Origin of the sequence: Streptomyces sp. HB132, from assembly GCF_016909575.1 — a bacterium.
In the GTDB taxonomy this organism is placed as follows: domain Bacteria; phylum Actinomycetota; class Actinomycetes; order Streptomycetales; family Streptomycetaceae; genus Streptomyces.
In genome coordinates this window covers 871,215-894,687 of the sequence record NZ_JAFBGA010000001.1, presented here as the reverse complement: position 1 = coordinate 894,687, position 23,473 = coordinate 871,215, and the positions used below count along the sequence as shown (strand labels likewise).

22 protein-coding genes are annotated in these 23,473 nt (G+C 71.1%); 6 read left to right on the top strand and 16 right to left on the bottom strand.

Annotated elements, in window-relative coordinates; all coding sequences use genetic code 11:
- Window positions 1-19: 19 nt before the first annotated feature.
- The 4 genes from JOC24_RS04315 to JOC24_RS04300 form a co-directional block, all read right to left on the bottom strand.
- Window positions 20-1,129, bottom strand: a complete 1,110-nt coding sequence (locus tag JOC24_RS04315; protein WP_205018725.1) for a YlbL family protein — start codon at window positions 1,127-1,129, stop codon at window positions 20-22.
- A 196-nt stretch (window positions 1,130-1,325) separates the two neighbouring features.
- Window positions 1,326-1,496 carry a hypothetical protein gene (locus JOC24_RS04310; RefSeq protein WP_205018724.1) on the bottom strand — a complete coding sequence of 57 codons (171 nt, stop codon included), beginning with the start codon at window positions 1,494-1,496 and terminating at the stop codon, window positions 1,326-1,328.
- Window positions 1,497-1,623: 127 nt separating this feature from the next.
- Window positions 1,624-2,085, bottom strand: a complete 462-nt coding sequence (locus JOC24_RS04305; RefSeq protein ID WP_205018723.1) for a molybdenum cofactor biosynthesis protein MoaE — start codon at window positions 2,083-2,085, stop codon at window positions 1,624-1,626.
- Window positions 2,086-2,204: 119 nt separating this feature from the next.
- Window positions 2,205-3,347 carry an SDR family oxidoreductase gene (locus tag JOC24_RS04300; RefSeq protein ID WP_205018722.1) on the bottom strand — a complete coding sequence of 381 codons (1,143 nt, stop codon included), beginning with the start codon at window positions 3,345-3,347 and terminating at the stop codon, window positions 2,205-2,207.
- A 192-nt stretch (window positions 3,348-3,539) separates the two neighbouring features.
- Between JOC24_RS04300 and JOC24_RS04295 the strand changes: the two genes are divergently transcribed.
- Window positions 3,540-4,979 (top strand): zinc-dependent metalloprotease, encoded by a 1,440-nt coding sequence (locus JOC24_RS04295; RefSeq protein WP_205018721.1) that lies wholly within the window; start codon window positions 3,540-3,542, stop codon window positions 4,977-4,979.
- The gene (locus tag JOC24_RS04290; RefSeq protein ID WP_205018720.1) at window positions 4,976-5,521 is read left to right on the top strand and encodes an NUDIX hydrolase; all 546 of its coding nucleotides are present in this window, start codon (window positions 4,976-4,978) and stop codon (window positions 5,519-5,521) included. The genes JOC24_RS04295 and JOC24_RS04290 overlap by 4 nt, the downstream gene beginning before the upstream one ends.
- Window positions 5,522-5,591: 70 nt before the next feature.
- Here JOC24_RS04290 and JOC24_RS04285 read toward each other — a convergent pair whose 3' ends face one another.
- The 4 genes from JOC24_RS04285 to JOC24_RS04270 all read right to left on the bottom strand — a co-directional run bounded on the left by JOC24_RS04285 (window position 5,592) and on the right by JOC24_RS04270 (window position 9,372).
- The gene (locus tag JOC24_RS04285; RefSeq protein ID WP_205018719.1) at window positions 5,592-6,347 is read right to left on the bottom strand and encodes an AIM24 family protein; all 756 of its coding nucleotides are present in this window, start codon (window positions 6,345-6,347) and stop codon (window positions 5,592-5,594) included.
- 19 nt (window positions 6,348-6,366) lie between these two features.
- On the bottom strand, window positions 6,367-7,047 hold the full coding sequence (locus JOC24_RS04280) for an AIM24 family protein (protein ID WP_205018718.1): 681 nt from the start codon (window positions 7,045-7,047) through the stop codon (window positions 6,367-6,369).
- 11 nt (window positions 7,048-7,058) lie between these two features.
- Window positions 7,059-8,642, bottom strand: a complete 1,584-nt coding sequence (locus JOC24_RS04275; protein ID WP_205018717.1) for a TerD family protein — start codon at window positions 8,640-8,642, stop codon at window positions 7,059-7,061.
- Window positions 8,643-8,748: 106 nt separating this feature from the next.
- Window positions 8,749-9,372: a M48 metallopeptidase family protein gene (locus tag JOC24_RS04270; protein WP_205018716.1), complete on the bottom strand. Its 624-nt coding sequence runs from the start codon at window positions 9,370-9,372 to the stop codon at window positions 8,749-8,751.
- 181 nt (window positions 9,373-9,553) lie between these two features.
- On the opposite strand from JOC24_RS04270, the gene JOC24_RS04265 reads away from it, so the two are divergent.
- Window positions 9,554-10,708 carry a ThiF family adenylyltransferase gene (locus tag JOC24_RS04265; protein ID WP_205018715.1) on the top strand — a complete coding sequence of 385 codons (1,155 nt, stop codon included), beginning with the start codon at window positions 9,554-9,556 and terminating at the stop codon, window positions 10,706-10,708.
- Window positions 10,709-10,772: 64 nt separating this feature from the next.
- Complete coding sequence (locus tag JOC24_RS04260; RefSeq protein ID WP_205018714.1) at window positions 10,773-12,188, top strand: ABC1 kinase family protein; 1,416 nt, start codon at window positions 10,773-10,775, stop codon at window positions 12,186-12,188.
- 61 nt (window positions 12,189-12,249) lie between these two features.
- On the opposite strand, the gene JOC24_RS04255 is transcribed toward JOC24_RS04260, so the two are convergent.
- The 5 genes from JOC24_RS04255 to JOC24_RS04235 form a co-directional block, all read right to left on the bottom strand.
- Window positions 12,250-12,453, bottom strand: a complete 204-nt coding sequence (locus JOC24_RS04255) for a hypothetical protein (RefSeq protein WP_205018713.1) — start codon at window positions 12,451-12,453, stop codon at window positions 12,250-12,252.
- A 156-nt stretch (window positions 12,454-12,609) separates the two neighbouring features.
- A complete protein-coding gene (locus JOC24_RS04250; protein WP_205018767.1) occupies window positions 12,610-12,933 on the bottom strand; it encodes a hypothetical protein in 324 nt (107 codons plus the stop codon).
- A 32-nt stretch (window positions 12,934-12,965) separates the two neighbouring features.
- The gene (locus JOC24_RS04245; RefSeq protein WP_205018712.1) at window positions 12,966-13,334 is read right to left on the bottom strand and encodes a WhiB family transcriptional regulator; all 369 of its coding nucleotides are present in this window, start codon (window positions 13,332-13,334) and stop codon (window positions 12,966-12,968) included.
- A gap of 171 nt (window positions 13,335-13,505) precedes the next feature.
- Window positions 13,506-13,835, bottom strand: a complete 330-nt coding sequence (locus tag JOC24_RS04240; RefSeq protein ID WP_205018711.1) for a hypothetical protein — start codon at window positions 13,833-13,835, stop codon at window positions 13,506-13,508.
- 167 nt (window positions 13,836-14,002) lie between these two features.
- Complete coding sequence (locus tag JOC24_RS04235) at window positions 14,003-16,225, bottom strand: ATP-dependent DNA helicase UvrD2 (RefSeq protein WP_205018710.1); 2,223 nt, start codon at window positions 16,223-16,225, stop codon at window positions 14,003-14,005.
- A gap of 280 nt (window positions 16,226-16,505) precedes the next feature.
- On the opposite strand from JOC24_RS04235, the gene JOC24_RS04230 reads away from it, so the two are divergent.
- Together JOC24_RS04230 and JOC24_RS04225 are read left to right on the top strand one after the other, a co-directional pair.
- Window positions 16,506-16,763: a mycoredoxin gene (locus JOC24_RS04230; protein WP_205018709.1), complete on the top strand. Its 258-nt coding sequence runs from the start codon at window positions 16,506-16,508 to the stop codon at window positions 16,761-16,763.
- 141 nt (window positions 16,764-16,904) lie between these two features.
- Window positions 16,905-17,462, top strand: coding sequence for a GNAT family N-acetyltransferase (locus JOC24_RS04225; protein ID WP_205018708.1), 558 nt, complete (start codon window positions 16,905-16,907; stop codon window positions 17,460-17,462).
- Between the two features lie 86 nt (window positions 17,463-17,548).
- Here JOC24_RS04225 and nudC read toward each other — a convergent pair whose 3' ends face one another.
- From nudC to JOC24_RS04210, 3 genes are read right to left on the bottom strand one after another with little or no spacing between them, the layout of a single operon-like run.
- The gene (gene nudC, locus JOC24_RS04220; RefSeq protein WP_205018707.1) at window positions 17,549-18,496 is read right to left on the bottom strand and encodes an NAD(+) diphosphatase; all 948 of its coding nucleotides are present in this window, start codon (window positions 18,494-18,496) and stop codon (window positions 17,549-17,551) included.
- 45 nt (window positions 18,497-18,541) lie between these two features.
- Window positions 18,542-19,936: a dipeptidase gene (locus tag JOC24_RS04215; RefSeq protein WP_205018706.1), complete on the bottom strand. Its 1,395-nt coding sequence runs from the start codon at window positions 19,934-19,936 to the stop codon at window positions 18,542-18,544.
- Between the two features lie 10 nt (window positions 19,937-19,946).
- A complete protein-coding gene (locus JOC24_RS04210) occupies window positions 19,947-23,417 on the bottom strand; it encodes an ATP-dependent DNA helicase (protein WP_205018705.1) in 3,471 nt (1,156 codons plus the stop codon).
- Between the last annotated feature and the right edge of the window lie 56 nt (window positions 23,418-23,473).

Genomic DNA, 23,473 nt, shown 5'->3' with positions numbered 1-23,473 from the left:
CCCGAGGCGGGGGCCGGCCTCAGCCCGTCGAGCAGCTCGGCAGGCCGGCCGCGTCCCCCGCGCGGATCTTCTCCAGGGACTTCTTGGCGTCGTCGAGGGTCTTGACCCTCACCAGGGTCAGGCCCCCCGGGGTGTCGGACGCCGCGGCGGCGCAGTTGTCGTCCGGGGTCAGGAAGTACCGGGCACCCGCGTCACGGGCGCCGACGAGCTTCATGTTGATCCCGCCGATGGGACCCACCTCGCCCTTGTCGTCGATGGTTCCGGTGCCGGCGATGAATTCACCGCCCGTGAGCTTTCCGGGCGTCAGTTTGTCGATGATGCCGAGCGAGAACATCAGTCCGGCGCTCGGGCCGCCGACGTCGGCCAGCTTGATGTCGATCTCGAACGGGAACGTGTGGTCCGTCCCTGCCTGGATCCCGACGATCGCCCGGTCCTCCGGCGAGGGATCCGAGGGGTCCGCGGGCGCCTTCCGCGTGGTGAGGGTGACATCGCGAGAGCCCTTGGGCTCCTTGCCCGCCTTCTCGGCGGCGGCCGCGGTCTTGGCGGGAACGATGGTGAAGACGACGTCCTCACCCGGCTCGTGCTTCGTGACGAGCTTCGCCACGTCCCCCGGCTGTTCGACCGCCGTGCCGTCCACGGCCCGGATCACGTCGCCCGCGTGCAGCACACCCTCGGCTGCGCTGTCCTTGACGACCGTGGAGACCACCACGCGGGAGGTCACGGGGATCTTCAGCTCCTCCAGGGCGGCGACCTTGGCGCTCTCCTGGGACTGGCTGAACTCCTCCGCGTTCTCCTGTGTCGACTGCTCCTCCGTCTTGCCGTCCGGGTAGAGGGTGTCGTGGGGCACGATCACGCTGTCATGGGCCAGCCAGCCGTAGACGGCCTCGACGATGTTCATGTCGTAGTCCGCGCCGGTGACACGGACCGTCGTCATGTTGAGGTTCCCCGACGTCGGATACGTCTTGTGGCCGCTGATGTGCAGAACCGGCTCGCCACGGGCATCGCCGAGCGTGTTGACGGTCGGGCCGGGGGACATCTCCGAGTACGGCACGCGGATCAGCACGCCTGCGCAGAGCAGCGCGATCAGAACGAGGGTGGAGGCGAGCATCGTCGCGGTGCGGCGTGGCATGGAACGACAGTACGGGAACGGCCTGTCGGTGCACCGTCGGGGCCGGTCCGTACGGGGCGGGCCGCCGGGTCGGCCGGGAGGGGCCACGAGCGGTCGCGGGGCCGGTGGTGGGTCGTGGATCCACTCGCCGGGAGGGCCACGTCCACGGAGCGGGTGCGGCGGCGCGTGATTGGCAACTGCGTACAGCTGCGGAGTCTCAGACGGCCTCGGAACCGGAGTGCGCCTTCTCCATCGCCTCACGGAACCTGGCGTAGCCGGCGAGTTCGGTGACATCGCCGGTCGTTCGATTGCGGGCTGCCCACCCTCCCCATATCGCCGCGCCGAGCGCGGCTATAAGCGGAATCAACAGCCAAGCGAGTGCTGCCATCACGACCTCCCTACCCCATGAGCGACCGCAACTGACGATCAGAAGATTAACCACCTGCAGGACCAACGCTCACGGCAGGGGTGCGGTTACGCAAATCGGGGCTGATGCCCCCTGGGGCGGTTTGCGCTCAGCAGGCGCCGACCCACTCCTCCGTGCCGTCGGAGAAACGCTGGTGCTTCCAGATCGGGACCTCGTGCTTGAGGTCGTCGATCAGCTTGCGGCAGGCTTCGAACGCCTCACCCCGATGGGCGCATGACACGGCGACGACCACCGCCAGATCGCCGACACCCAGTTCACCCACCCGGTGGACGGCGGCAAGCGCCCGCACCGGGAACTCCGCCACCACCTTCTCGGCCACCCTGCGGAGCTCGTCACCGGCCGTCGGATGGCAGGAGTAGCCGAGGGCGCCGACGTCCTGTCCCCCGTCGTGATTGCGCACCGTGCCGACGAAGAGCGCCATCCCTCCCGCGGCGTCGTCCCCGACAGCGCGGAAGATCTCGTCGACGGAGAGCGGTGTGTCACGGATGTCCAGGAGCCGGATGGGGTCCTGGGCCTTCTGCTCGCCGGGGTGGTCGTGGGTGCGTGCCATGGCACCATCGTGCCGCACGGCACCGGCTTCCCGGAATAGCGTTTTCGACCGGTGACGCGCCGGACCGCTTGGAGCCTCCTACCAGGCGGGTGACCGGGCCGTGGGATTTGGCGGCCGCCCTAGAAGCGTCGGCGCGCCTTCCGGGCCCGCCGGACGAGAGCCGCCGTGCCGAGCAGTGCGACGGTCGCCCCGGCGGCCCCCGCCGCGGTGGCGTCCTTTCGGCCGAGCCGCCGGCCGGCGAGCGTGTGGCGTCCCTCCACCTCTTCCAGGAGCGCGGCCAGGACCTCCTCGTTCGTCCACCGGGGGCGCCATCCCGCGTCGTGGAGCCGGCTCACGCTGACCACCCAGGGGTGCATGGTGTAGGCGAGATCGCCCGCAGGTGAGGGCGTGAGGCCGATCCGGTGCAGCCGGGCAGCGGCGCCGAGGGCGACGGCGGACGGAAGCTCCATGCGGCGCACTCCGGAGAGTTCCTCCACCTCCTCCTGTTCGAGCCAGCCGTCGCAGCCGACCGCGAACTCCCCCTCGATCTTCTCCAGGGCCGCGTACTCCAGGGCGGTCACCAGGTCGTCGACGTGGCAGAACTGCCAGGCGGGGCGTGAGCCGGCGACGACGAGGAGCCTGGGCGACTCGAAGTACCGGGTGAGCGCCGTGTCCGTACCGCCGACCAGGACGGTGGGGCGCACCACCGTGACGTTGAGCCCCGGGTGGGCCCGGGGCGCGCGGCGGCCCAGCCGTTCGACCTCCAGGAGGTCGCCGACCCCGGTGGCCTCCGCCGTGGCCCTCAGCTCCGCGTCCTCGGAGAGGGGGATGTCGTTGTCGGCGTGAGCGCCGTAGACCATCGCCGAGGTGCACAGCACGACCCGATGGACGCCTACGGCGGCCGCCGCCGTGAGCACCGTCTGCGTGCCGCGTACGTTGTACGCGGTACGCGCGGCGGCGTCGGTCTCCAGGTCGAGGTCGAGCGCCATGTGCACGACGACGTCGGCCCCGCGGAGTTTCTCGGCGATGGCGGGATCCCGTACATCCAGGATGTGCCACGTCGCCTCGGAGACCTCCCCGCGGCGCTCGTCGATGGCGATGACCTGCTTGATCGCGTCGGATGCGGCGAGGTGGGCGGTGAGCAGCTCGCCGACACCGGACGCGGCACCGGTGACCGCGACGACGGGGCCGCGGCTTCGGGAGGAATTTTTCGTGGGCTTGCTTTCGGGCGAGGGGTCGGCCAGGTTTCGCGCTGCGCGAACCTGCGGATCTGGGGAACTCACCGGGCGTCTCCAGCGGTTGTCTTCAGTACGTACCCGTATGACGCGTGCGTACCAGGTGGCGTCCATCCTGCCGCAGGCCGGGAGCCGGCGGAGCACTGAGGGCCCCGAGCGGTCTTTGGTGTCTACGCTGGATGGTGATGTCGGGCAGTCGCCGTCGGTTCGAGCCGGCGGCCCTACGAGCCGAGGAAACCCGTGAGTGACACCCCATTCGGATTCGGCCTTCCGCCGGAGGAGCCGGAAGACGGCGACGAAGGCAAGAAGAAGGACCCCACCGGTGGTGGGCAGGGCGCGGGCGGGCCGGCGAACCCGTTCGGCTTCGGCGCGGGAGGGGACAACCCGTTCGCCGCGATGTTCGGCTCGATGAACCCGAACGACCTGGGTGCCGCCTTCCAGCAGCTCGGCCAGATGCTGAGCTACGAGGGCGGTCCGGTCAACTGGGACATGGCCAAGCAGATCGCCCGCCAGACGGTGTCGCAGGGCACCACCGACGGCAGCAAGGACGCGAGCGTCGGCCCCGCGGAGCGTGCCTCCGTCGACGAGGCGCTGCGTCTCGCCGACCTCTGGCTGGACGGCGTGACGTCGCTGCCCTCGGGTTCCGTCTCGACGGTGGCGTGGAGCCGCGCGGAGTGGGTCGAGGCATCGCTGCCCGCGTGGCAACAGCTGGTGGACCCGGTGGCGGAGCGCGTCGGCCTGGCCATGGGCGACGTCCTGCCGGAGGAGATGCAGGCCATGGCCGGCCCGCTGATCGGCATGATGCGGTCCATGGGCGGCGCCATGTTCGGCCAGCAGATCGGGCAGGCCGTGGGCGTGCTGGCCGGCGAGGTCGTCGGTTCGACCGACATCGGACTTCCGCTGGCGCCGGCCGGCAAGGCCGCTCTGCTTCCGCTGAACGTCGAGCGGTTCGGCAAGGACCTGAGCGTGCCGCAGGACGAGGTGCGCCTGTACCTGGCACTGCGAGAGGCGGCCCATCAGCGGCTCTTCGCCCACGTCCCGTGGCTGCGCTCGCATCTGTTCGGTGCGGTCGAGGCGTACGCGCGTGGCATCAAGGTCGACACCAGCAAGCTCGAGGACGTCGTCGGACAGTTCGACCCCTCGCAGCCCGAGCAGCTGCAGGACGCTCTTCAGCAGGGGATGTTCCAGCCGGAGGACACCCCGGAGCAGAAGGCTTCGCTGGCCCGCCTCGAGACCGCCCTCGCCCTCGTCGAGGGCTGGGTGGACGCGGTGGTGCACGAGGCCGCGAAGTCCAGGCTGACCTCGGCGGACGCGTTGCGCGAGACGATGCGCAGGCGCCGGGCCTCGGGCGGCCCCGCCGAACAGACGTTCGCCACGCTGATCGGTCTCCAGCTGCGCCCGCGCCGGCTTCGCGACGCGTCCCGGCTGTGGGCGTCGCTCACGGACGCCCGGGGTGTGGACGGCCGGGACGGTCTGTGGGAGCACCCGGACATGCTGCCGACGGCCCAGGACCTGGACGATCCGGACGGCTTCGTCCACCACGAGCAGCTGGACTTCTCCGAGCTGGACAAGATGCTCGGTGAAGCGGCGAAGGGCCCTCAGAAGCCCGCCGCCGAGGACCGGGGCGAAGAGGAGCCCGGGGACGACCAGAACGACGGCAAGGACGACACCGGCCGGTGAGCCTGCACGACGACGCGGTAGGCGTACTCAAGGGCTACGTCGGTGACGACGCACAGCAGGCGGAACTGCGGCAGGTGTATCTGGATCACCTCTCCGGTCACCCCGACGGGATGTGGAAGGCGTGCGGGGCCGGACATCTGACGGCCAGCGCCCTGGTCATCGACCCGGGGCGGGGCAGGGTCCTGCTGACCCTGCACAGGAAGCTGCGCATGTGGCTGCAGATGGGCGGGCACTGCGAGCCCGAGGACACGGGTCTCGCGGTTGCGGCCCTGCGTGAGGCCAAGGAGGAGTCGGGGATCGCCGGGCTCAGCCTGCTGCCCGGCGGGCCGGTGCGGCTGGACAGGCATCCCATCCCGGCACCCTGCCGCTGGCATCTCGATGTGCAGTACGCCGCGACGGCGACGCCGGGAGCGGTGGAGCGGATCAGCGACGAGTCCCTCGATCTGCGCTGGTTCCCCTACGACGAGGTGGCGGGGGTGGCGGACGCCTCGGTCGTGCGACTGCTGGAGAGCACCCGCGTACGGCTGGACCGAGGCTTCTAGACACGGGGTGAGGGGCGGCTCCCGTGGGAACCGCCCCTCACCCTGTCGAGCTCCGCCGGGGCGGGGCGGCTCAGTTCCAGGCGTTGTTCTGGTTCTGGCTGCGTGCGCCGTGCTGACCCACACCGAACTGGGCCGCGGCACCCTGGCCGATCTGCGCGTTCTGCGGCGGGAGCACCTCGCTCGGCTGGACGAGGGCGAATCCCTGGCCCAGGAAGCTGAGCTCCCAGCCCTCCCCCGTGTTGCCGCGACGCCGGGCGACACCCGTGGAGTGGGTCTGGGCCTGCATCTGCACCCGCAGCCCGCTCGACCAGGCGACGATCGCGTCCGCGTCGGCGTTGACGTACTTGTCAGGGGTGACCTGCATCATCAGCGGCTGGCCGGAGGTCATCAGCGCGACCTTGCCGTTCCCGGAGATGTTCAGCTGGTACTTGCCCGTGCCGGAGATCCCGTACTGACTGTCCACCGCGATGACCTCGGTGTGCAGCGAGGAGTCCAGCGCGAGGACGTAGGCGCTGTCGACCGTCATGCCCTCGTGATCGACATCGACCATATGGATGTACTGCGCGAGGTTGGCCAGGTAGACGGTGCCCTGCCCCGAGCAGCGCATGAGGTCGAGGCCCTCGCCCGTGTTCCTGCGGGCGCGGCGCTGGCCCTGCGACTGGTACTCCCCGTCGAACTCCATGAGGCCCTGGTAGGCGACCATGGCGCCCTTCCGGGCGAGGACGTCGTCGTGGCCGGTCAGCGCGACCCGCAGGAGCTGCGGGTTCTGGACGGTGTAGCGGTCCTGGGACTGCTGCTCGGTGTGACTGAAAAGCGGACTCTGCATGATGTTCTCCCTCCCCCGCTCAGTTCCGGACCCGGAGGCGGTCGGTGCTGTCCTCGCTCGGCTGGACGACGACGATGCCCTGCCCAGAGAAGGCCATCTGATATGCCTCTCCGCTGCCCCGCCCTATGAGGGAGCTCGCCTTGAAGCTGCGCTTGCCCTTCACCTTGAGGTTCGGTGACCACGCGACGAGCGCGTCGGGGTCGACGTACGTCTCGTCGTCGCCGCGGCCGCAGTCGACGACGATCGGCGTGCCGCGCGAGGTGATGGCGACCCAGCCCGTGCCCTGGATGCCGACGTTCCACAGGCCCTGGCCGGCGAACTTGGCCAGACCCTTGACCCGCTCCACGCCCCAGGTGAGGTGGCCGTCGAAGGCCAGGAGGTTGGTGCCGTTCACCGAGAGGGAGTCGTTGTCGAGATTGATGACGACCACGTCCGCGCCGTAGTCGGCGAGGTAGAGCAGTCCGTCACCGGCGCACTTCATCAGGGGCGCGCCCTCACCGGTGATCCACTGGGACGCGATCTGGCGGACGGCCGGCGGGTTGGGTTCGTACTGGATGAAGCCCTCGTAGGCCACCATCGAGCCGGTGCGCGCGTAGAGGTCCTGGCCGGTGGCCATGGCGACCTTGAGCATCGCGCGGCCGTGGTTCTCCATGCGGGCCGTGACGGGGGTCGGGGCGAAGCCCGCGAGCTGTTGATTCATGACGGGCTCCCTCAGACCTCGTAGGGCTGGACGACGATGAAGTTTCCGGGTGCTCCCCGGAACTGGAGGTTCACGGTCTCCCCGCTGTGCCCCGGGTACGCGTTGCGGCGCAGCCGGACCTGGCTGGAGATGATCACCTGGGAGGCGGACGACCAGGCCACCACGGCGTTGCAGTCGGCGAAGGTGGTCGGTGTGACCGGCAGGACGACCGGCACCCCGTGGGTCTTGACGACGATGGTGCCGGTGCCCTGGAACAGCATGGTGAACAGGGCGCCGCCGGGAATGCCGTGGCCCTCGATCCTGCGGACCTCGTACTGCAGGGACTCGTCGAAGGCGAGGACGCTCTCCGCGGAGACGCAGATGCCGTCGCCCTGCAGCTCGATGGGGTGCAGATGCGCCCCTTCCTCGGCGAGGAAGACCTGGCCACGGCCGGTACAGCGCATCAGCTGCATCTCCTGGCCCGTGGCGTTACCGACCATGCGGCCCGCGAAACCGGCGCCCTTGTAACCGAAGTCGACCTTGCCCTGGTACATGACCATGCTGCCCTGCCGGGCCAGCACCGGTGTTCCGCCCATCGTGAGGTCGACACGGATGAGCTGCTGGTTCTGCGAGGTCCAGCGCTGGCCGGTGGCCGCTTCCTTGTACGGCTGCAGGGCCGCCTGCAGGCCCGCGCCGCCCGCGGGAACACCCTGGGGCACGCCGTGCGGCATCCCCGGCTGCGTCCCCGGGGGCTGCTGCCCGAACGGCGGTGCGGCCGGGGGCTGCTGGCCGTAGGGCGGTGCGGCGGGGGGTGACGCCTGCCCGGGTACCTGTCCGAACTGCGGCTGCTGGGGCGGCTGCCCGTACGGAGCGGGCGCCGGCGGCACCACCGGTGCCGAGATGGTCGGCGCGGCGTGCATCGGCTGCTGCTGCGGTGCGGGGGCCGGTGCCGCCGGAGCGCCGAATGCCGGTGCGGGCTGCGGCGCCTGGAGGGCGGCGGGAGCACCGAAGGCAGGAGGCGCCGAGGCCTGGGCGGGGGGCGCGAACGAGGGAGCGGCTCCCTGGGGCGGTGCGGCGGGAGCTTCCTCCTCCGCGACCTCCCCGCCGAAGTTCTTCAGCAGCGCGTCGAGGCCGCCGTCGAAGCCCTGGCCGACCGCGGCGAACCGCCAGACGTCCTTCAGGTAGAAGTCGCCGAGCATGACGGCGCGTTCGGTGGTGAACTCCGAACCGGTGAAGGCATACTTCACCACTTCCTCGCCGCCCGCGACGATACGGATGTATCCCGGTCCGACCTGCGACATCTGACCGGCGCCGTCGAGGGTCGCGGTGAACGACAGCTTGTGGATGTTCGCCGGAATGCGGTCGAGTGTGACGCGGAACGACTCGGTGTCACCGGCCTGGGCGCCGAGAAGCTGAATGGACTCCTCAGGCGATTTCGGCTGATTGAAGAAGATGAAATACCGGTCGTCGGAGAGCTGCTCGTTGGCATCGAGACCGAAGCAGCTGATGTCGAACGTCAGGCCGGAGCCCGCGATCTGCACGCCTACGTACAGATCCGTCCCTGACGTGAGATCACTGATCTTGGCCTTGTGGCCGCGTTGAAATTCCCTGGCCATGCGTAACGACCGTCCCCCATCCCGAAGGTGAATGCGTCGCGTCAGGCTAACCGCAAACCGCGACAATGAGCCAAGTCGGTACAGACCCGGTACAGAATCGGCGATGTCACTCCTCGCGGGCGGCAGGCAGGTGCGGGAGCCGGTCGGCCGCCGCGACACCTTCGAGGTAGCCTCGCGCACGCTCGGTCCGGGGGTATGCCTCCAGGAGCCGCCAGAAGCGCGGTCCGTGGCCCGGAACCAGCAGGTGGGCCAGCTCGTGGAGGAGTACGTAGTCGACGACGTACTCCGGCATGCCCTGCAGCCGGTGCGAGAGCCGGATGCTGCCCTCGGCGGGCGTGCAGGATCCCCAGCGGGTGTTCTGGTTGGTCACCCATCGCACGGAGACAGGGCGCGCCCGGCCGCCGAGGTACTGGCCGGACAGCCGCTCGGCGCGGTCGGTGAGCTCGCTGTCGCCGATGACGCGCTTGCTCTCCTGTGCGGCGAGCTTGTCGAGCATCACTCCGACCCAGCGCTGCTCCTCGGCCTCCGACATCCGCGCCGGGATGAGCACGATGGTGCGGTCGCCCTCCCGGTAGGCGGAGACCGTTCTGCTGCGCCGGGTGCTCCTGCGGACCTCCACGGCGCTCGACACCGAGGCGCGGGGCTGGGGGGTGGCTGCGCTGCGCTGCCGACGGCGGGCGCTGCGCGCGTGGGTCTCTCCGGCGAGACCGGGAGAGGAGTCGGCGGGCACGGCACGACGTTACCTGGCGGCGGTGCGGGAAGTCCCGCCTCCTCGACGGTTCGACGTTGATCCACTTCTCGTCCCGCACCATTTGAACGACTAACGCCCCAGCCTGTGGATAACTTTCGGCACGCCTTGCCCTCCACGTTGCATTCTGGCAACGGATGCCGGCACCGACCTGGGAGAAGTCATGCACCCGATGCTGAAGCCCGCACTGCGCCGGGCCTGGCGTGGACGGAACACCGTGCAATTCGGTGTGACACCCGCGCACGCGGTAACGCTGGGGCCGATGGATATCGCCACAGGAAGCTTTCTGGAACTGCTCGACGGAACACGCGGACTTCCATTGCTCCGCGAAGAGGCCAGGGCCCTGGATCTGTCGGACCGTCACGTGGACATTCTCGTATCACGCCTTACGGAGGCCGGTCTGCTGGACGATCCGGACGCGGGTGGCCCGGAGGCCGACGCCTTACGCCGTCGGGCGGAGACCCTGGAGCGCCAGCGTCCCGACGCGGCGGCCCTCTCCGTGGTCCATCCGGCGCCCGGCGGCGGGCTGCGCAGACTCGCGGCCCGGCGCGCGATGCGGGTGCAGGTCCGCGGCGCGGGCAGGGTCGGAGCGGCCATCGCCGCGGTGCTGTCCGGGTCAGGGGTGGGCCATGTCGACGTGCTCGACGGGGGCCGCACCGAGCCCTGGGACGTCTCGCCGGGTGGGCTGCCGGTCTCCTCGGTCGGAGAGCGCCGCGACACAGCTGCCCGGCAGCTGGTGCGCCGGTCTGCCGTCGGCGGTCCTCACCCGTCGGGCGGGGCAGGCAGGAACGGCACGGCTGCGGTGGGCGCAGAGCCCGCGCTGTCCCTGATCGTGGTGGCACCCAGGGACGGCCTCTCCGTCTACGCACCCGATCCGGACACGGCCGCACCCTGGATCACTGCGGGCACCCCCCATCTCTACGCCGGAGTGATCGAGGCCACCGGAGTGGTCGGGCCGCTGGTGCTGCCCGGTGGTACCGGCTGCGCGGGCTGCCTGGCACTGCACCGTGCGGAGGCCGACCCCCAGTGGCCGCGGATGCTCGCTCAGTGGAGGTCAGGACGGCGCACCTGTGTGCAGGCCTGCGATCTGGGCCTGGCCGGCGCGGTGGCCGGCCTCGCCGCGGCCCACGCCCTGTCGTTCCTCGACGGAGAGCTCCCCGGCAGCACCGGGGCGCGGTGGGAGGCCGCCATGCCCCTCCTTGACTGGCGGTCGCAGAGGCTGGAGCCACATCTCGACTGCGTCTGCGGTGCCGCCGGGCACACTGAGGTGGAGCTCACCCCCGCGGCCGGCGCCACGCAGGACACAATGGCGGGGTGACCGCCGCCGACGGAGCGGAGCCGAATACCCACGCGGCACGGCAGTCTGCGAACTGGAGGGGCACATGTCTGATCTTCCCCGGAAGGCGGTCACCCGTACCGCGAAGCTGGCCGCTCTCCCGCTCGGCTTCGCCGGGCGTGCCACATGGGGCCTCGGCAAGCGGATCGGCGGGAAGTCCGCCGAGATAGTGGCACGCGAGGTCCAGCAGCGCACGGCGGACCAGCTCTTCAAGGTGCTCGGTGAGCTGAAGGGCGGCGCCATGAAGCTCGGACAGGCTCTGTCCGTTTTCGAATCCGCGTTGCCCGAGGATGTCGCGGGCCCCTACCGGGCGGCGCTGACGAAACTGCAGGAGGCGGCACCGCCCATGCCGACCCGCACGGTTCACGGGGTGCTCGCGGAGCGGCTCGGCGAGGACTGGCGGGACCTGTTCGCCGAGTTCGAGGACCAGCCCTCTGCCGCGGCCTCGATCGGACAGGTCCACCGCGCCGTGTGGCACGACGGACGGCACGTCGCCGTGAAGGTGCAGTACCCGGGCGCAGGTGAGGCCTTGCTGTCGGATCTCACCCAACTCAGCCGCTTCGCACGGCTGCTCGGGCCACTGGTTCCCGGAATGGACATCAAGCCGCTCATCACGGAACTGCGCGACCGCGTGTCCGAGGAACTGGACTACGAGCTCGAGGCGGGGGCCCAGCAGGAGCACGCGGTGGAGTTCGCCGACGATCCGGACGTCGCGATCCCGGCAGTGGTGCATCAGTCCGATCAGGTGCTGGTGACGGAGTGGATGGAGGGGGTTCCGCTGTCGGAGGTGATCGCCGACGGCACCACGGAACAGCGGGACCGGGCCGGCCAGCTCCTGTCGCGCTTCCTCTTCTCGGGCCCCGCGCGCACCGGCCTGCTGCACGCGGACCCCCATCCGGGGAACTTCCGGCTCCTCCCTCCGGCGGATGTGACTGCCGGGGAGGTGGACGGACCGGACCACGATCTGGGCCAGTGGCGTCTGGGGGTCATGGACTTCGGCACGGTGGACCGGCTGCCGGGCGGCCTGCCCCGGACCATCGGCGACGCCCTGCGGATGACGCTGGAGGGGGACGCGGACGGCGTCTACGCCATGCTGCGGGAGGACGGCTTCGTCAAGGAGTCGATCGACCTCGAACCGGAAGCAGTCCTCGAGTATCTGCTCCCCATCATCGAGCCGGCCCAGGCGGACGAGTTCACCTTCACCCGCTCCTGGCTGCGCAGCCAGGCAGCCCGGATCGCCGATCCGCGCTCTCCCGCGCACCAGTTGGGCAAGCAGCTGAATCTGCCCCCGTCCTATCTGCTGATACATCGGGTGACGCTGAGCACGATCGGGGTGTTGTGCCAGCTGGGGGCGACGGTCCGGTTGCGGGACGAGCTGGAGTCCTGGCTGCCGGGATTCCTCCCGGACTGCGAACCGGACGAGGAGGACAGCGCCGAGGAGGGCACGGCGGTCGAGGTGTGAGGCTCACCCACGTCGTGCGGTCACGCGCACACCGCCCAGGCCGCGGGCCCTGCGCGCCGGGTCACCACCAGGCGGAGTCGAGACGGCTCTCGACGGCCCGGATATGGGCACGGGCGCAGTCGTCGCAGAAGTACTGGCGCCTGCCGTTCTCCACGGAGCAGAGCCACGTCGGAGGCGGGACGTCCGATTCCGCGGTGGTGCCGCAGCGGGCACACACCACATGGTCGGTGAACGTCTCGGCGGGGTGATGAGTCTCCTCGTCCACCCGCCGACGATAACGCCGTGGGCCGGGCCGCGCGCGCCGCAACGCACTGCGGGGCCGGCCTCTGTTCGGCCGGCCCCGCTGAAAGGGGAGGGTGGCTGCCTGCGGGGCCGAGCGGTGGCCCGGCAGCCGTGGTGCGCCGTACTGCTGGTGGAACTGTCAGTGCATGACGGCGATGGCGAGCGCGCGGCGGGCGCGCATCGACGCGCGCTCCGCCCGGCGCTGCATCCGCCGGGCGGACATCAGGCGCGCACCCCGACGTCCGTCCTCGGCCTCCCTCAGACGCTCGTGCATATGCGCACGGGCCAGGGCTTCTGGGATGAGTTGCATTTCGCGGGTCCTGTTCTGGCGCGAGTCGTTCGCGCCGATGATGGTGACGTCCGGGGTCGCGGAGCCGACGGGCTCACTCGTGGCGGTGATCATTGGTGCCTGATTTCGCGGGTCATGGGTCTGGGGACGGTCGATGGTTCCGATGCGCTTCATCCGTGTGGGGGTCATGACCCCCAGGCCGGCGGTCACGCCGCGACCGGGTTCTTGCGCGGACGACCACGCGGACGCTTACGGGCGACGACGACGCCCTGGACGAAGAGCTCGCCACCCCAGACACCCCACGGCTCGCGACGCTCCTTGGCACCTGCGAGGCAGGCCGCCATCAGCGGGCAGGTCCGGCAGAGGGACTTGGCGTACTCGACGTCCGCCGGCGACTCGGCGAAGAAGACCTCAGGGTCGTAGGAACGGCAGGGGACGGGCACGCCGAGGTTCTCGATGGCGTCGTCGAGCGCGGTGAGCGCGGTGAGCGGGATCAAGGTGGAGTCCTCCGTGAGACCGGGCGGGGAGATCGTGTCGGAAGGCGGTACGGACGGGGCGTGCGTCTCGAGTTGCACGGTGGTGTTGTCCTCGTCTGGTCGTGCCGGCCTGTGGGCCGGTTGGCGGCTGGTACCAGGTCTTGCTGTCCCCGAGGCTCCTTCGTCTCGTCTCATCCGTTCGGACAAAACAAAAGGGCCGCGGATCCCGAGTGGGGTTCCGCGGCCCTGAAGGCGCCGGCCTGATTCGAATCAGGCTGGATCACTCCAGGGTTCAGGCCCACGGAAGGCCCACATCGTGTGGTGCTGCGTCGTCTGCTTCTTGGCTCCGGCACCGGCTGCGGCTGCCGCAAAGGCATAGGCCGAGGCCTGTCCCTTCACTACGGCTGCTTCCGGTGCCTCGGTCGGTCGCTCATTGCGCTCCCGCACGGGCAGACCGGTGACGGACAGCGGGCTGACGGCGGAGACGCCGGACACACCGATGCCACGAAGCGAGAGCGCCGAAGAGCGGGTGAGGCCGAGCGAGCAGGCGGAGACGACCGACGGATCGGTCACTTCGATGGTGTTGATGATGCTGATCACGACAATCGCCTCCTCTCGGCGTCTCAGGGGACCGGCCGGGGCCGATCCTGCGGTATTCGGATAAGTACAGCACGGAGTCAGGGCTTCAGAGAAGACGCTGTTCCCGTGGTTAAGAACCTATGGTGATTGCTGCTGTGGGCGCAAACTATTTTTTCGACGAGTTTTTCTCACACCTCGCCGTCGTCCTCCCCCGGCTCCTGACCCACCGTCCGGCCTGCGCAGATGGCCAGCACGTCGGCCCCGAACCTGGTCAGCTTCCGGTTGCCGACACCGGCGATGACGACGAGCTCGCCCTCGCTGTCCGGCGCGGCCTCCGCGATCGCCATCAGCGTCTTGTCGGTGAAGACGCAGTAGGCGGGCTGGCTGATCTCCTTCGCGCGGTCCGCGCGCCACTCGCGCAGCCGCTCGTACAGCCCCTCGTCCATGTCCGAGGGGCAGTCCTCGCAGCGCATCAGTTTCATCTCACCGGCCTCGGTGAGTGACTTGCCGCAGACCCGGCAGCGCGCCAGACCCCTTCTGCCCGCCCTCGCCGCGGTCTGCGTGCCGCTGCCGCCCGTACCCGCGCGGGAGCCGCGGTCGATGCCGCCACCTCCTCCGGTGCCGCCCCGCGCGCCGAGCGCGGCCGAGCCGGGCCGCAGCCCGTTGAGGAAGCGGGTGGCCCGGCGGTTCCCTCGGCCCCCCGGCGACCGGGACAGTGCCCATGACAGCGAGAGGTGGAAACGGGCCCGGGTGACTCCGACGTAGAGCAGGCGGCGTTCCTCCTCGACCTGTTCGTCCGTCTTGGCGTAGGCGATCGGCATCATGCCCTCGGTGAGCCCGACGAGGAACGTGGCGTCCCACTCCAGGCCCTTCGCCGAGTGCAGCGACGCCAGGGTCACGCCCTGAACGGTGGGTGCGTGCTGCGCCGCGGCCCGCTCGTCGAGCTCGGCCACGAGATCGGAGAGCGTGGCTCCCGGCCGGGCCTGTTCGAAGTCCTCCGCCAGGCGCACCAGCGCCGCGAGGGACTCCCAGCGGTCCCGCACCGCCCCTGAACCGGCGGGCGGCTTGGAGGTCCAGCCCTTCGTGGACAGCACCGCCCGCACCTCGGAGGGCAGGTCGTCGGCGCCGTCGAGCAGCGAGTCGTTGCCTCCCGCGCGGGCGGCGCCCCGCAGGGCGACGCCGGCCTCCCGCACCTCGGGGCGGTCGAAGAAGCGCTCGGCGCCGCGCAGCTGGTAGGGCACACCCGCGTCGGCGAGAGCCTGCTCGTAGACCTCGGACTGGGAATTGACCCGGTACAGCACGGCGATCTCACCGGCCGGGACCCCGGCGGCGATCAGGTCACGGATGCGGCGCGCGGTGCCCTCCGCCTCCGCGGGCTCGTCGGCGTACTCCGTGTAGACGGGTTCGGGGCCCTTGTCCCGCTGCGAGACCAGCTCCAGCCGGTGTTCGGCCGCCTTGCCCCTGGCCTGACTCAGCAGACCGTTGGCCAGGTGGACGACCTGGGGCGTGGAGCGGTAGTCCCGCACCAGTTTGACCAGCGTCGCGTCCGGATGCCGCGTGCGGAAGTTCAGCAGATGGTCGGGGGTGGCACCGGTGAAGGAGTAGATCGTCTGCCCGGCGTCGCCGACGACGCAGAGATCGTCACGGTCGCCGAGCCAGAGGTCGAGGAGCCGCTGCTGGAGGGGGCTCACGTCCTGGTACTCGTCGACGACGAAGTGCTGGTACTGACGGCGCACATGATCGGCGATGTCGTGCCGGTCCTGGAGGATGCCGACGGTGAGCAGCAGCACGTCCTCGAAGTCGATCACCGACCGGTCGCGCTTGAGCTGCTCGTACATCGCGTAGATCTGCGAGAGCTCGGCCGGGTCACGCGGGGCGTCCCGCTGGGTCTTGGCGACCGCGGCGGGATAGTCCGCCGGCACGGTCTGGGTGACCTTGGCCCACTCGATCTCACTGGTGGCGTCACGCAGCTCGTTGCGGTCGAGCCGGATCCCGCAGCGGGCCGCGGCCTCGGCGACCAGCTGGACCTTGCGCTCCACGAGCCGTGGAAGCTCACCACCGACCGCTTTCGGCCAGAAGTACTGGAGCTGACGCAGGGCCGCGGAGTGGAAGGTCCGGGCCTGGACACCAGTCGCACCGAGCTGGCGAAGCCGGCCCCGCATCTCCCCGGCAGCCCGGTTGGTGAAGGTGACGGCGAGCACGGTGGTCGGCTGGAGGATCCCTGCACGCACCCCGTAGGCGATGCGGTGCGTGATCGCCCGGGTCTTGCCCGTACCGGCTCCGGCCAGCACGCACACGGGTCCGTCGAGGGCGAGCGCGACCTCGCGCTGCTCCGGGTCGAGCCCGTCGAGCACGGCGTCCGCGGAGTCGGGGACCTGTGGGAAGAGGGTGGAATGCGTTGCTGCTGTCACCCTGCCATGCTGCCAGGTCGTGAGGGGCGGTCGCGGCGGTTGTCCACAGGGGCTGCCGTTCGTCGTACCGGTGCGACGCGCGCCCGTGACGTTCGCCGCATCGGTGCGACGCGCGCCAGGTGACGTTCGCCGTGCCGGTACGGCGCGGGTGCGGTGAACGTCCGCCGTACAGCCCGGCGCGCGGGGAATGGTGGTCGTGTCCCGTGCGTTCCCTCCATGCGGGAGCGTACGCGCGGCCCCGCATCCAGCCAGACGGACGAGACAAGGGAGCACCGAGGACATGCCGGGCACTGTGACGATGTACAGCACCACGTGGTGCGGCTACTGCCGCCGGCTCAAGGGCCAGATGGACCGCGAAGGCATCGCGTACACCGAGGTCAACATCGAGCACGACCCGGAATCGGCAGCTTTCGTCGAGAAGGCGAACGGCGGTAATCAGACAGTCCCGACGGTTCTGGTGGTTCCCGCCCAGGGCGGCTCGGATGTCGTCATGACGAACCCGAGCCTGGCGCAGGTGAAGCAGGCGCTCGGCGCCTGACTCCCGCTGCGCGGACCCCCCGACCGGCCTGACGCCGGCCGGGGGGTCCGCGCATCCAGAACCGCATCGGCCTGACAAGGCCGCGCGCGCGGCGAGGCCGTGCGCGGGGCGCCACACTACGCAGCATCCGAGGGGCACCACATGACGTGGCGAGGGACCGTCGCGGTCGAGCGCATGGACGGGTCGGCCGCCGCGCGGGCCGAGGACGCGTTCAGGCTGATCTACGCCGAAGCGTTCGCCGAACCTCCGTACGACGAGACCGAGGAGGACGTCGCTGCCGCCTTCCGCCGCTTCCCGCTCCAGACCCGCAACCGCGCCTTCAGCGCGGCCCTGGCCCGTTCCGAGGACGGCGAGCCGGTCGGCATGGCGTACGGCTACCCGCTCGGACCCGACACGGGCTGGTGGGACGAACTGACCGAGCCGGTGCCGGAGGACATGCGGCGCGAGGACGGGCACCGCACCTTCGGGCTCATGGAACTCGCCGTGCGCGGACCGTGGCGCGGCCGGGGCGTCGCGCGCCGCCTGCACGAGGAACTGCTCGACGGCATCGGAGCCGAGCGGGTTCTGCTGAACGTCCACCCGGGCAGCACGGCGGCATCGGCCGCCTACCGGGCGTGGGGATACAGCAAGATCGGCGAGGCGCGGCCCTGGGGGCAGAGCGCGGACCTGCACGACGTGATGCTGCTCGGTCCGCGTTGAGAGCGGGCCGGCGCCCGACCCGCCCAGGTGTGTGACGAGGGCCCCCGCGGGACGGGGGCCCTCGTCATGTACGCCTGCGCGGACGCTCAGGCCGCGTTGCCCGGCCTCGGGAGCGGCTTGCCGTACCAGAGCTCGATCAGACGCGCCGCGATCGAGACGCCGAACGGGGGCAGCACCTCGCCGGATTCGAAGGCGGCCGTCAGGTCCTCGCGGGAGAACCAGCGGGCCTCCTCGATCTCCTCGCCGTCGACGGTGATCTCAAAGGACACGGCGCGTGCCATGAAGCCGAGCATCAGGCTGGACGGGAAAGGCCAGGGCTGGCTGGCGATGTACTCGACCTCGCCGACGGTGACCCCCGCCTCCTCGAACACCTCGCGGGCCACGGACTGCTCGATCGACTCCCCCGGCTCGACGAAGCCGGCGAGGGTCGAGAAGCGCCCCTCGGGCCAGTGCACCTGGCGTCCCAGCAGGGCACGGTCCTGGTCGTCGGTGACCAGCATGATCACCGCGGGGTCGGTGCGCGGGTAGTGCTCCGCCCCGCACGCCTGGCAGCGGCGGATGTGCCCGGCGGCCGCGATGACGGTCCGCTCGCCGCAGCGTGAGCAGAAGCGGTGCAGCCGCTGCCAGTTCTCCAGGGCAACCGCGTGCACCATCAGACCGGCGTCGCGCGGGCCGAGGAGCATCCCGGCCTCGCGCAGACCGGCCGGCCGTGCCGACTGGTCCATGCGGCCCGGGAGGGAGTCCTTCTGGAGCGCGAAGTAGCGCACGCCGTCCTCGTCGGTGCCGAGGAAGTAGCGGTGGGTCTCGGTGACCGGCGCCTCGAAGGCGGGCGTCATGACGAGCTCGGTGCCGCCGTCGGGGGTGTCGTCGATGAGCGCCTGTCCCCCGGAGACGACGAAGACTCTGGTGCTCGGGTGGCTCCAGGCCGCGGCGAGCCAGGCCTCGTCGAGCCGGTGGTGCGCGGCGCGGTCGATACCGCTGGGCGCGGTGAGACCGATCGGACGGTCTGCGGTGGCGTTGTCGAAGGTGCTCACAGGTGCTTCCTACTCCCCCGGGGGGCGGATCGGGCGTTCAGAGATTCAGCGGAGTGCGTCGGCCAGCTCGCTCCACAGGTGGGCGGCGGTCTCCACGCCCTTGAGGAGGAGGTCGAGCTCGACCTTCTCGTCGGGGCCGTGCCAGCCGTCGGACGGTACGGAGATCCCCAGGAAGAGGACGGGTGCGCCGAGCACGTCCTGCAGGTCCGCGGCGGGCCCCGAGCCTCCCTCGCGGGTGAAGAGGATCTTCGTCCCGAAGGCCCTTCCCATGGCGCGCGCAACCGCCTGGAGGGCGGGGTGGTCCAGGGGGGTCAGACAGGGGCGCGTGGCCGGCGAGAAGGTGATCCGGTGGCGGACGCCGGCCGGGATCCGGGCCTTGGCCCAGGCGCGGACCGCTTCCTGGATCCTCTCCGGGTCCTGGCCCGCGACCAGTCGGAAGCTCAGCTTCACCATGGCGGACGAGGGGATGACGGTCTTGCTGCCGGCCCCCTGGTAGCCGCCGCCGATGCCGTTGACCTCGGCTGTGGGGCGGGCCCAGACGCGCTCGAGGGTGGAGTAGCCCGCCTCGCCTGCGGTGGCGTGCGAGGCCGCCGTACGCAGCCAGGTGGCCTCGTCGAAGGGCAGCTCGGCGAAGAGGGCCCGCTCGGTGTCCGTCAGCTCGGCGACCCCGTCGTAGAAGCCGGGGACCGCGACCCTGCCCTCCGGGTCGTGGAGGGCTGCGACCAGGCGTGCGATCTCTGTCGCGGGGTTGGGTACGGCGCCGCCGAACGACCCGGAGTGGATGTCCTGGCCGGGACCGGACAGCTCGATCTCGCACTCGGCGAGGCCGCGCATGCCGGTACAGACGGTGGGGGTGTTCTCGTCCCACATGCCGGTGTCGGAGACGATCACGGCGTCGGCCGCGAGGCGGGCGGCACGTTCCTCGGCCAGCGCGCGGAAGTGTGGCGAACCGGACTCCTCCTCGCCCTCGATGAGGAGCTTGAGGTGGACGGCGGGCGTCGTGCGGCCGGTCGCGGCGAGGTGGGCGCGGACACCGAGTGTGTGGAAGAGCACCTGGCCCTTGTCGTCGGCCGCGCCGCGTCCGTACATCCTGCCGTCGCGGATCACCGGCTCGAACGGGTCGCTGCTCCAGCCGTCCTCGCGGGCCGCGGGCTGCACGTCGTGGTGGCCGTAGACGAGGACGACGGGCGCGTCCGGATCCTCCGACGGCCACTCGGCGAACACCGCGGGGGCGCCGGGCGTCTCCCAGATCTCGGTGACCGGGAACCCCGTCCCGGCGAGCTTCCCCGACAGCCACTCGGCACTGCGCCGTACGTCCTTGTCGTGCTCCGGCTGGGCGGACACCGACGGGATGCGGAGCCACTCGGCGAGGTCGTCGAGAAAGGCCGCGCGGTGCTGCTCGGTGTACGTACGGACGGCGCTGTCCGGGGTGTCGCTCATGCTCATGAGCCTATCGGCCCTGCGGAGCTGGCTCGTCCAGCAGGAGCTTCTCCAGCTCCTCCCGGCCGGGCAGCGCGGTGGGGCGGGACGTCTCCCCGGTACGTACGTAGAGGAAGGTCGCGGTCACCGCGTCCAGCGGCAGGCCGTGCAGTTCCGCCCAGGCCAGGCGGTATACGGCGAGCTGGAGCGGGTCGGCCGTGCGGTGCCGGCCGGTCTTCCAGTCGACGATCTCGTACGTGTCTCCCGTGCGGTAGACCGCGTCGATCCGGCCGCGGATCACCCGGCCCCCGAGGGTGATCTGGAACGGTGTCTCGACACGGTACGGAGTACGCCGGGCGTACGCCGTGCGCTCGAACGCCTCCTTGAGCTCGGCGAGGTCGCGCTCGTCGGCGATCTCCGCGTCGCTCTCGTCGCCCCCGGGGAGCTCGTCCGGGCCCAGCATGGGCAGCGGCAGTTCCTCGAAGCGGGACTCCACCCAGGCGTGGAAGCGGGTTCCCCGGCGGGCCGCGGGCTGCGGGGGGCGCGGCATCGGGCGGGCGAGCTCCCGCGCGAAGCCGTCGGGGTCGTCGGCGAGGTGCAGGAGTTGCGTGGCGGACAGGGTGGCCGGCACGACGACGTCGCGCACGGCGGCACGGGCACGGCGCAGCTCACCCGCCAGGGCGTCGAGGTCCCGGTCCCAGGAGGCGAGAGCGCGGGACTCCTCCGGGGTGAGGCCCTCGTCCACGGGCGTGCGCGCGGCGGGGACGTGCGGGGCGGGAGCGGGCGGGGCGGCCGGGGGTGAGGGCTCACCGTCCGGGAACGGGTCGGCGAAAGGCACGTCCGCCTCGTCGTAGGGGGGCTCGTCAGGGAGCTCCTCGTCGTAGGGCGGCTCCTCGTCGTACGACGTTTCGTACGCGGGCTCCTCGTCGTACGGCGAGGCGTGCGGGACCGGGTGCGCGACGTCGTACGGGTCCGGCGCCGACGTGGCGACCAGAGCCTCCAGGTGCGCCAGTACCGTGTCCCGGGCGGCGCGGCGGCGGGCCATGGCGGTGTCGTCGAGCGGGAGAGGCCAGGCCTGGTCGGCGCCGGTCTCCCGCAGCGCCGGGTTCTCCTCGTCCTCCTCGGGCTCGTCCGCCCAGACCTCGATCTCTCCGTATCCGGCCGCGCAGTGTTCGTACAGCGCGTCGAGGAAGACGGACGGGCCGCGGGGCTTCTTCTGGGACGGGCCCCACCAGTGGCCGGAGCCGAGCAGCAGGCTGCGCGGGCGGGTGAAGGTGACGTAACCGAGGCGGAGCTCCTCGGTGTGCTGATGGCTCGTCATCTCCTCCTTGAACGCCTTGAGGCCCTTGGCGTCGAAGGTGTCCAGGGCGGGAAGCGTGGCCGCGTCGCCGCGCAGGGCGTGCGGGAGGACCTGGGGCTGGGAGGTCCACGAGTCCCGGGACCGGGTGCTGGGGAACTGTCCGCCGACGAGGCCGGGGACGGCGACGACGTCCCATTCCAGGCCCTTGGACTTGTGGGCGGTGAGGACCTTCACGGTGTTCTCCCCCCCGGGCAGGGCGTTGTCCAGGCCCTTCTCGTACTGCGCGGCGGTGCGCAGGAAGCCGAGGAAGGCGAGCAGGGTCGCCTGCCCGTCCACGGCGGCGAACCCGGCCGCGACGTCCAGGAAGTTGGCGAGGGTCTCCCGGCGGCGTGCGGCCAGGGCGTGCGGCGACGCGGAGAGCTCCACCTCCAGGCCGGTGGTCGCGAGGACGCGGTGCAGTACGTCCATGAGGGGGTCGGCCAGCGAACGGCGCAGGTCACGGAGCTCGGTGGCGAGACGGGCGAAGCGGACGCGGGCCTCGGCGGAGAACGGCAGCTGGTCGTCCTCCGAGCCGCCGGACTCCAGGAAGGTGTCGAGGGCGTCCGCGAGCGAGATCACCTCCGCCGGGTCGATGCCCTCGACGGCCTCGGCCAGCCGGTGGTCCGGGTCGGTTTCGTCGTCACCGGGGGCGGAACGGTGGACGACGAGGCGGGCGCGGCGTCCGAGGAGGGCGAGGTCGCGCGGTCCGATGCGCCAGCGGGGGCCGGTGAGCAGCCGGACCAGGGAGGCGTTGGCCCCAGGGTCCTGCAGGACCTCGCAGACGGCGACGAGGTCGGCGACCTCGGGTAGGTGCAACAGGCCGGACAGGCCGACGACCTCGACCGGGATGTCCCGGGCGACGAGGGCGGCCTGGATGAGGGGGAAGTCTCCAGCGGTACGGCACAGGACGGCGATCTCCCCGGGTGCCGTACCGGTCCGTACCAGGTGGGCCAGCGAGTCGCCGAGCCATTCGATCTCCTCGGCGTGGGTGCGCAGCAGTGCGCACCGGACCGTGCCGTCCCGCTCGGCTCCGGGGGCGGGACGCAGCGCCTCGACCCCCTCGTGCATGGCGCGCAGGGGTTCGGCGAGACCGTTGGCGAGGTGGAGGAGCCGGCCTCCGCTGCGGCGGTTCTCGCTGAGGGAGTAGCGGGTGGCCGGTGTGCCGTCGGCGTGCGGGAAGTGGTGCGGGAAGTCGTCGAGGTTGGCCACGGAGGCCCCGCGCCAGCCGTAGATCGCCTGGCAGGGGTCGCCGACCGCGGTGACGGCGTGGCCCGCCGTGCCGCTCCCGCCCCCTCCGCCGAAGAGTGCGGCCAGCAGCAGCCGCTGGGCCACGGAGGTGTCCTGGTACTCGTCGAGCAGGACCACCCGGTACTCCTCGCGCAGGATGGTGCCGACCTCGGGCCGGGTGAGGGCGAGCTCGGCGGAGAGGGCGATCTGGTCGCCGAAGTCGAGGAGGTCGCGGCTGCGCTTGGCCGCCCGGTAGCGCCGGGTCAGTTCGAGGAGTTCGCGGCGGGCCCCGGCGGTCTCGGGGATCTTGCGTAGTTCCGCGTTGGTCAGCCGGGCCGTCTCCAGGGTCCGGAGGAGTCCGGTGTCGTGCTCGACGAGATCCTCGGGGCGTACGAGGTGCTCGGCGAGCTCGGCGTCCAGAGCCAGCAGGTCGCTGACGAGGGTGGGGAAGGACCTGGTCAGCGACGGGTAGGGGCCGGGTGCCTCGCGCAGGACCCGGGCGGCGAGCTGGTAGCGGGTGGCGTCGGCGAGGAGCCGGGTGGTGGGTTCGAGGCCGATCCGCAGGCCGTGGTCGGTGAGGAGCCGGCCGGCGAAGGCGTGGTACGTGGAGATGCTGGGCTCGCCCGGGGGGTTGTCCGGGTCGATGACGTCGGGGTCGGTGACCCCGGCCGCGACGAGGGCCTTGCGGACCCGCTCGGCGAGCTCGCCGGCCGCCTTGTTCGTGAAGGTGAGGCCCAGGACCTGTTCCGGGGCGACCTGGCCGGTCCCGACCAGCCACACCACCCGGGCGGCCATCACCGTGGTCTTCCCCGAACCGGCTCCGGCCACGATCACCTGCGGAGCGGGCGGCGCGGTGATGCAGGCCGTCTGCTCCGGGGTGAAGGGGATCCCGAGGAGCTCCTTGAGCTGCTCGGGATCGGTGATGGGGGAGGACACTCCGGAAAGGCTAACCGGACGCACCGACAACGCCGTCCCGCCCGGACGCGGCCAGA

Coding starts and splice junctions, on each gene's coding strand:
- JOC24_RS04315 (WP_205018725.1), bottom strand. CDS start 1,129: ATGCCACGCCGCACCGCGACGATGCTCGCCTCCACCCTCGTTCTGATC.
- JOC24_RS04310 (WP_205018724.1), bottom strand. CDS start 1,496: ATGGCAGCACTCGCTTGGCTGTTGATTCCGCTTATAGCCGCGCTCGGC.
- JOC24_RS04305 (WP_205018723.1), bottom strand. CDS start 2,085: ATGGCACGCACCCACGACCACCCCGGCGAGCAGAAGGCCCAGGACCCC.
- JOC24_RS04285 (WP_205018719.1), bottom strand. CDS start 6,347: ATGCAGAGTCCGCTTTTCAGTCACACCGAGCAGCAGTCCCAGGACCGC.
- JOC24_RS04280 (WP_205018718.1), bottom strand. CDS start 7,047: ATGAATCAACAGCTCGCGGGCTTCGCCCCGACCCCCGTCACGGCCCGC.
- JOC24_RS04275 (WP_205018717.1), bottom strand. CDS start 8,642: ATGGCCAGGGAATTTCAACGCGGCCACAAGGCCAAGATCAGTGATCTC.
- JOC24_RS04265 (WP_205018715.1), top strand. CDS start 9,554: ATGCACCCGATGCTGAAGCCCGCACTGCGCCGGGCCTGGCGTGGACGG.
- JOC24_RS04260 (WP_205018714.1), top strand. CDS start 10,773: ATGTCTGATCTTCCCCGGAAGGCGGTCACCCGTACCGCGAAGCTGGCC.
- JOC24_RS04250 (WP_205018767.1), bottom strand. CDS start 12,933: ATGAAGCGCATCGGAACCATCGACCGTCCCCAGACCCATGACCCGCGA.
- JOC24_RS04230 (WP_205018709.1), top strand. CDS start 16,506: ATGCCGGGCACTGTGACGATGTACAGCACCACGTGGTGCGGCTACTGC.
- JOC24_RS04225 (WP_205018708.1), top strand. CDS start 16,905: ATGACGTGGCGAGGGACCGTCGCGGTCGAGCGCATGGACGGGTCGGCC.
- JOC24_RS04215 (WP_205018706.1), bottom strand. CDS start 19,936: ATGAGCGACACCCCGGACAGCGCCGTCCGTACGTACACCGAGCAGCAC.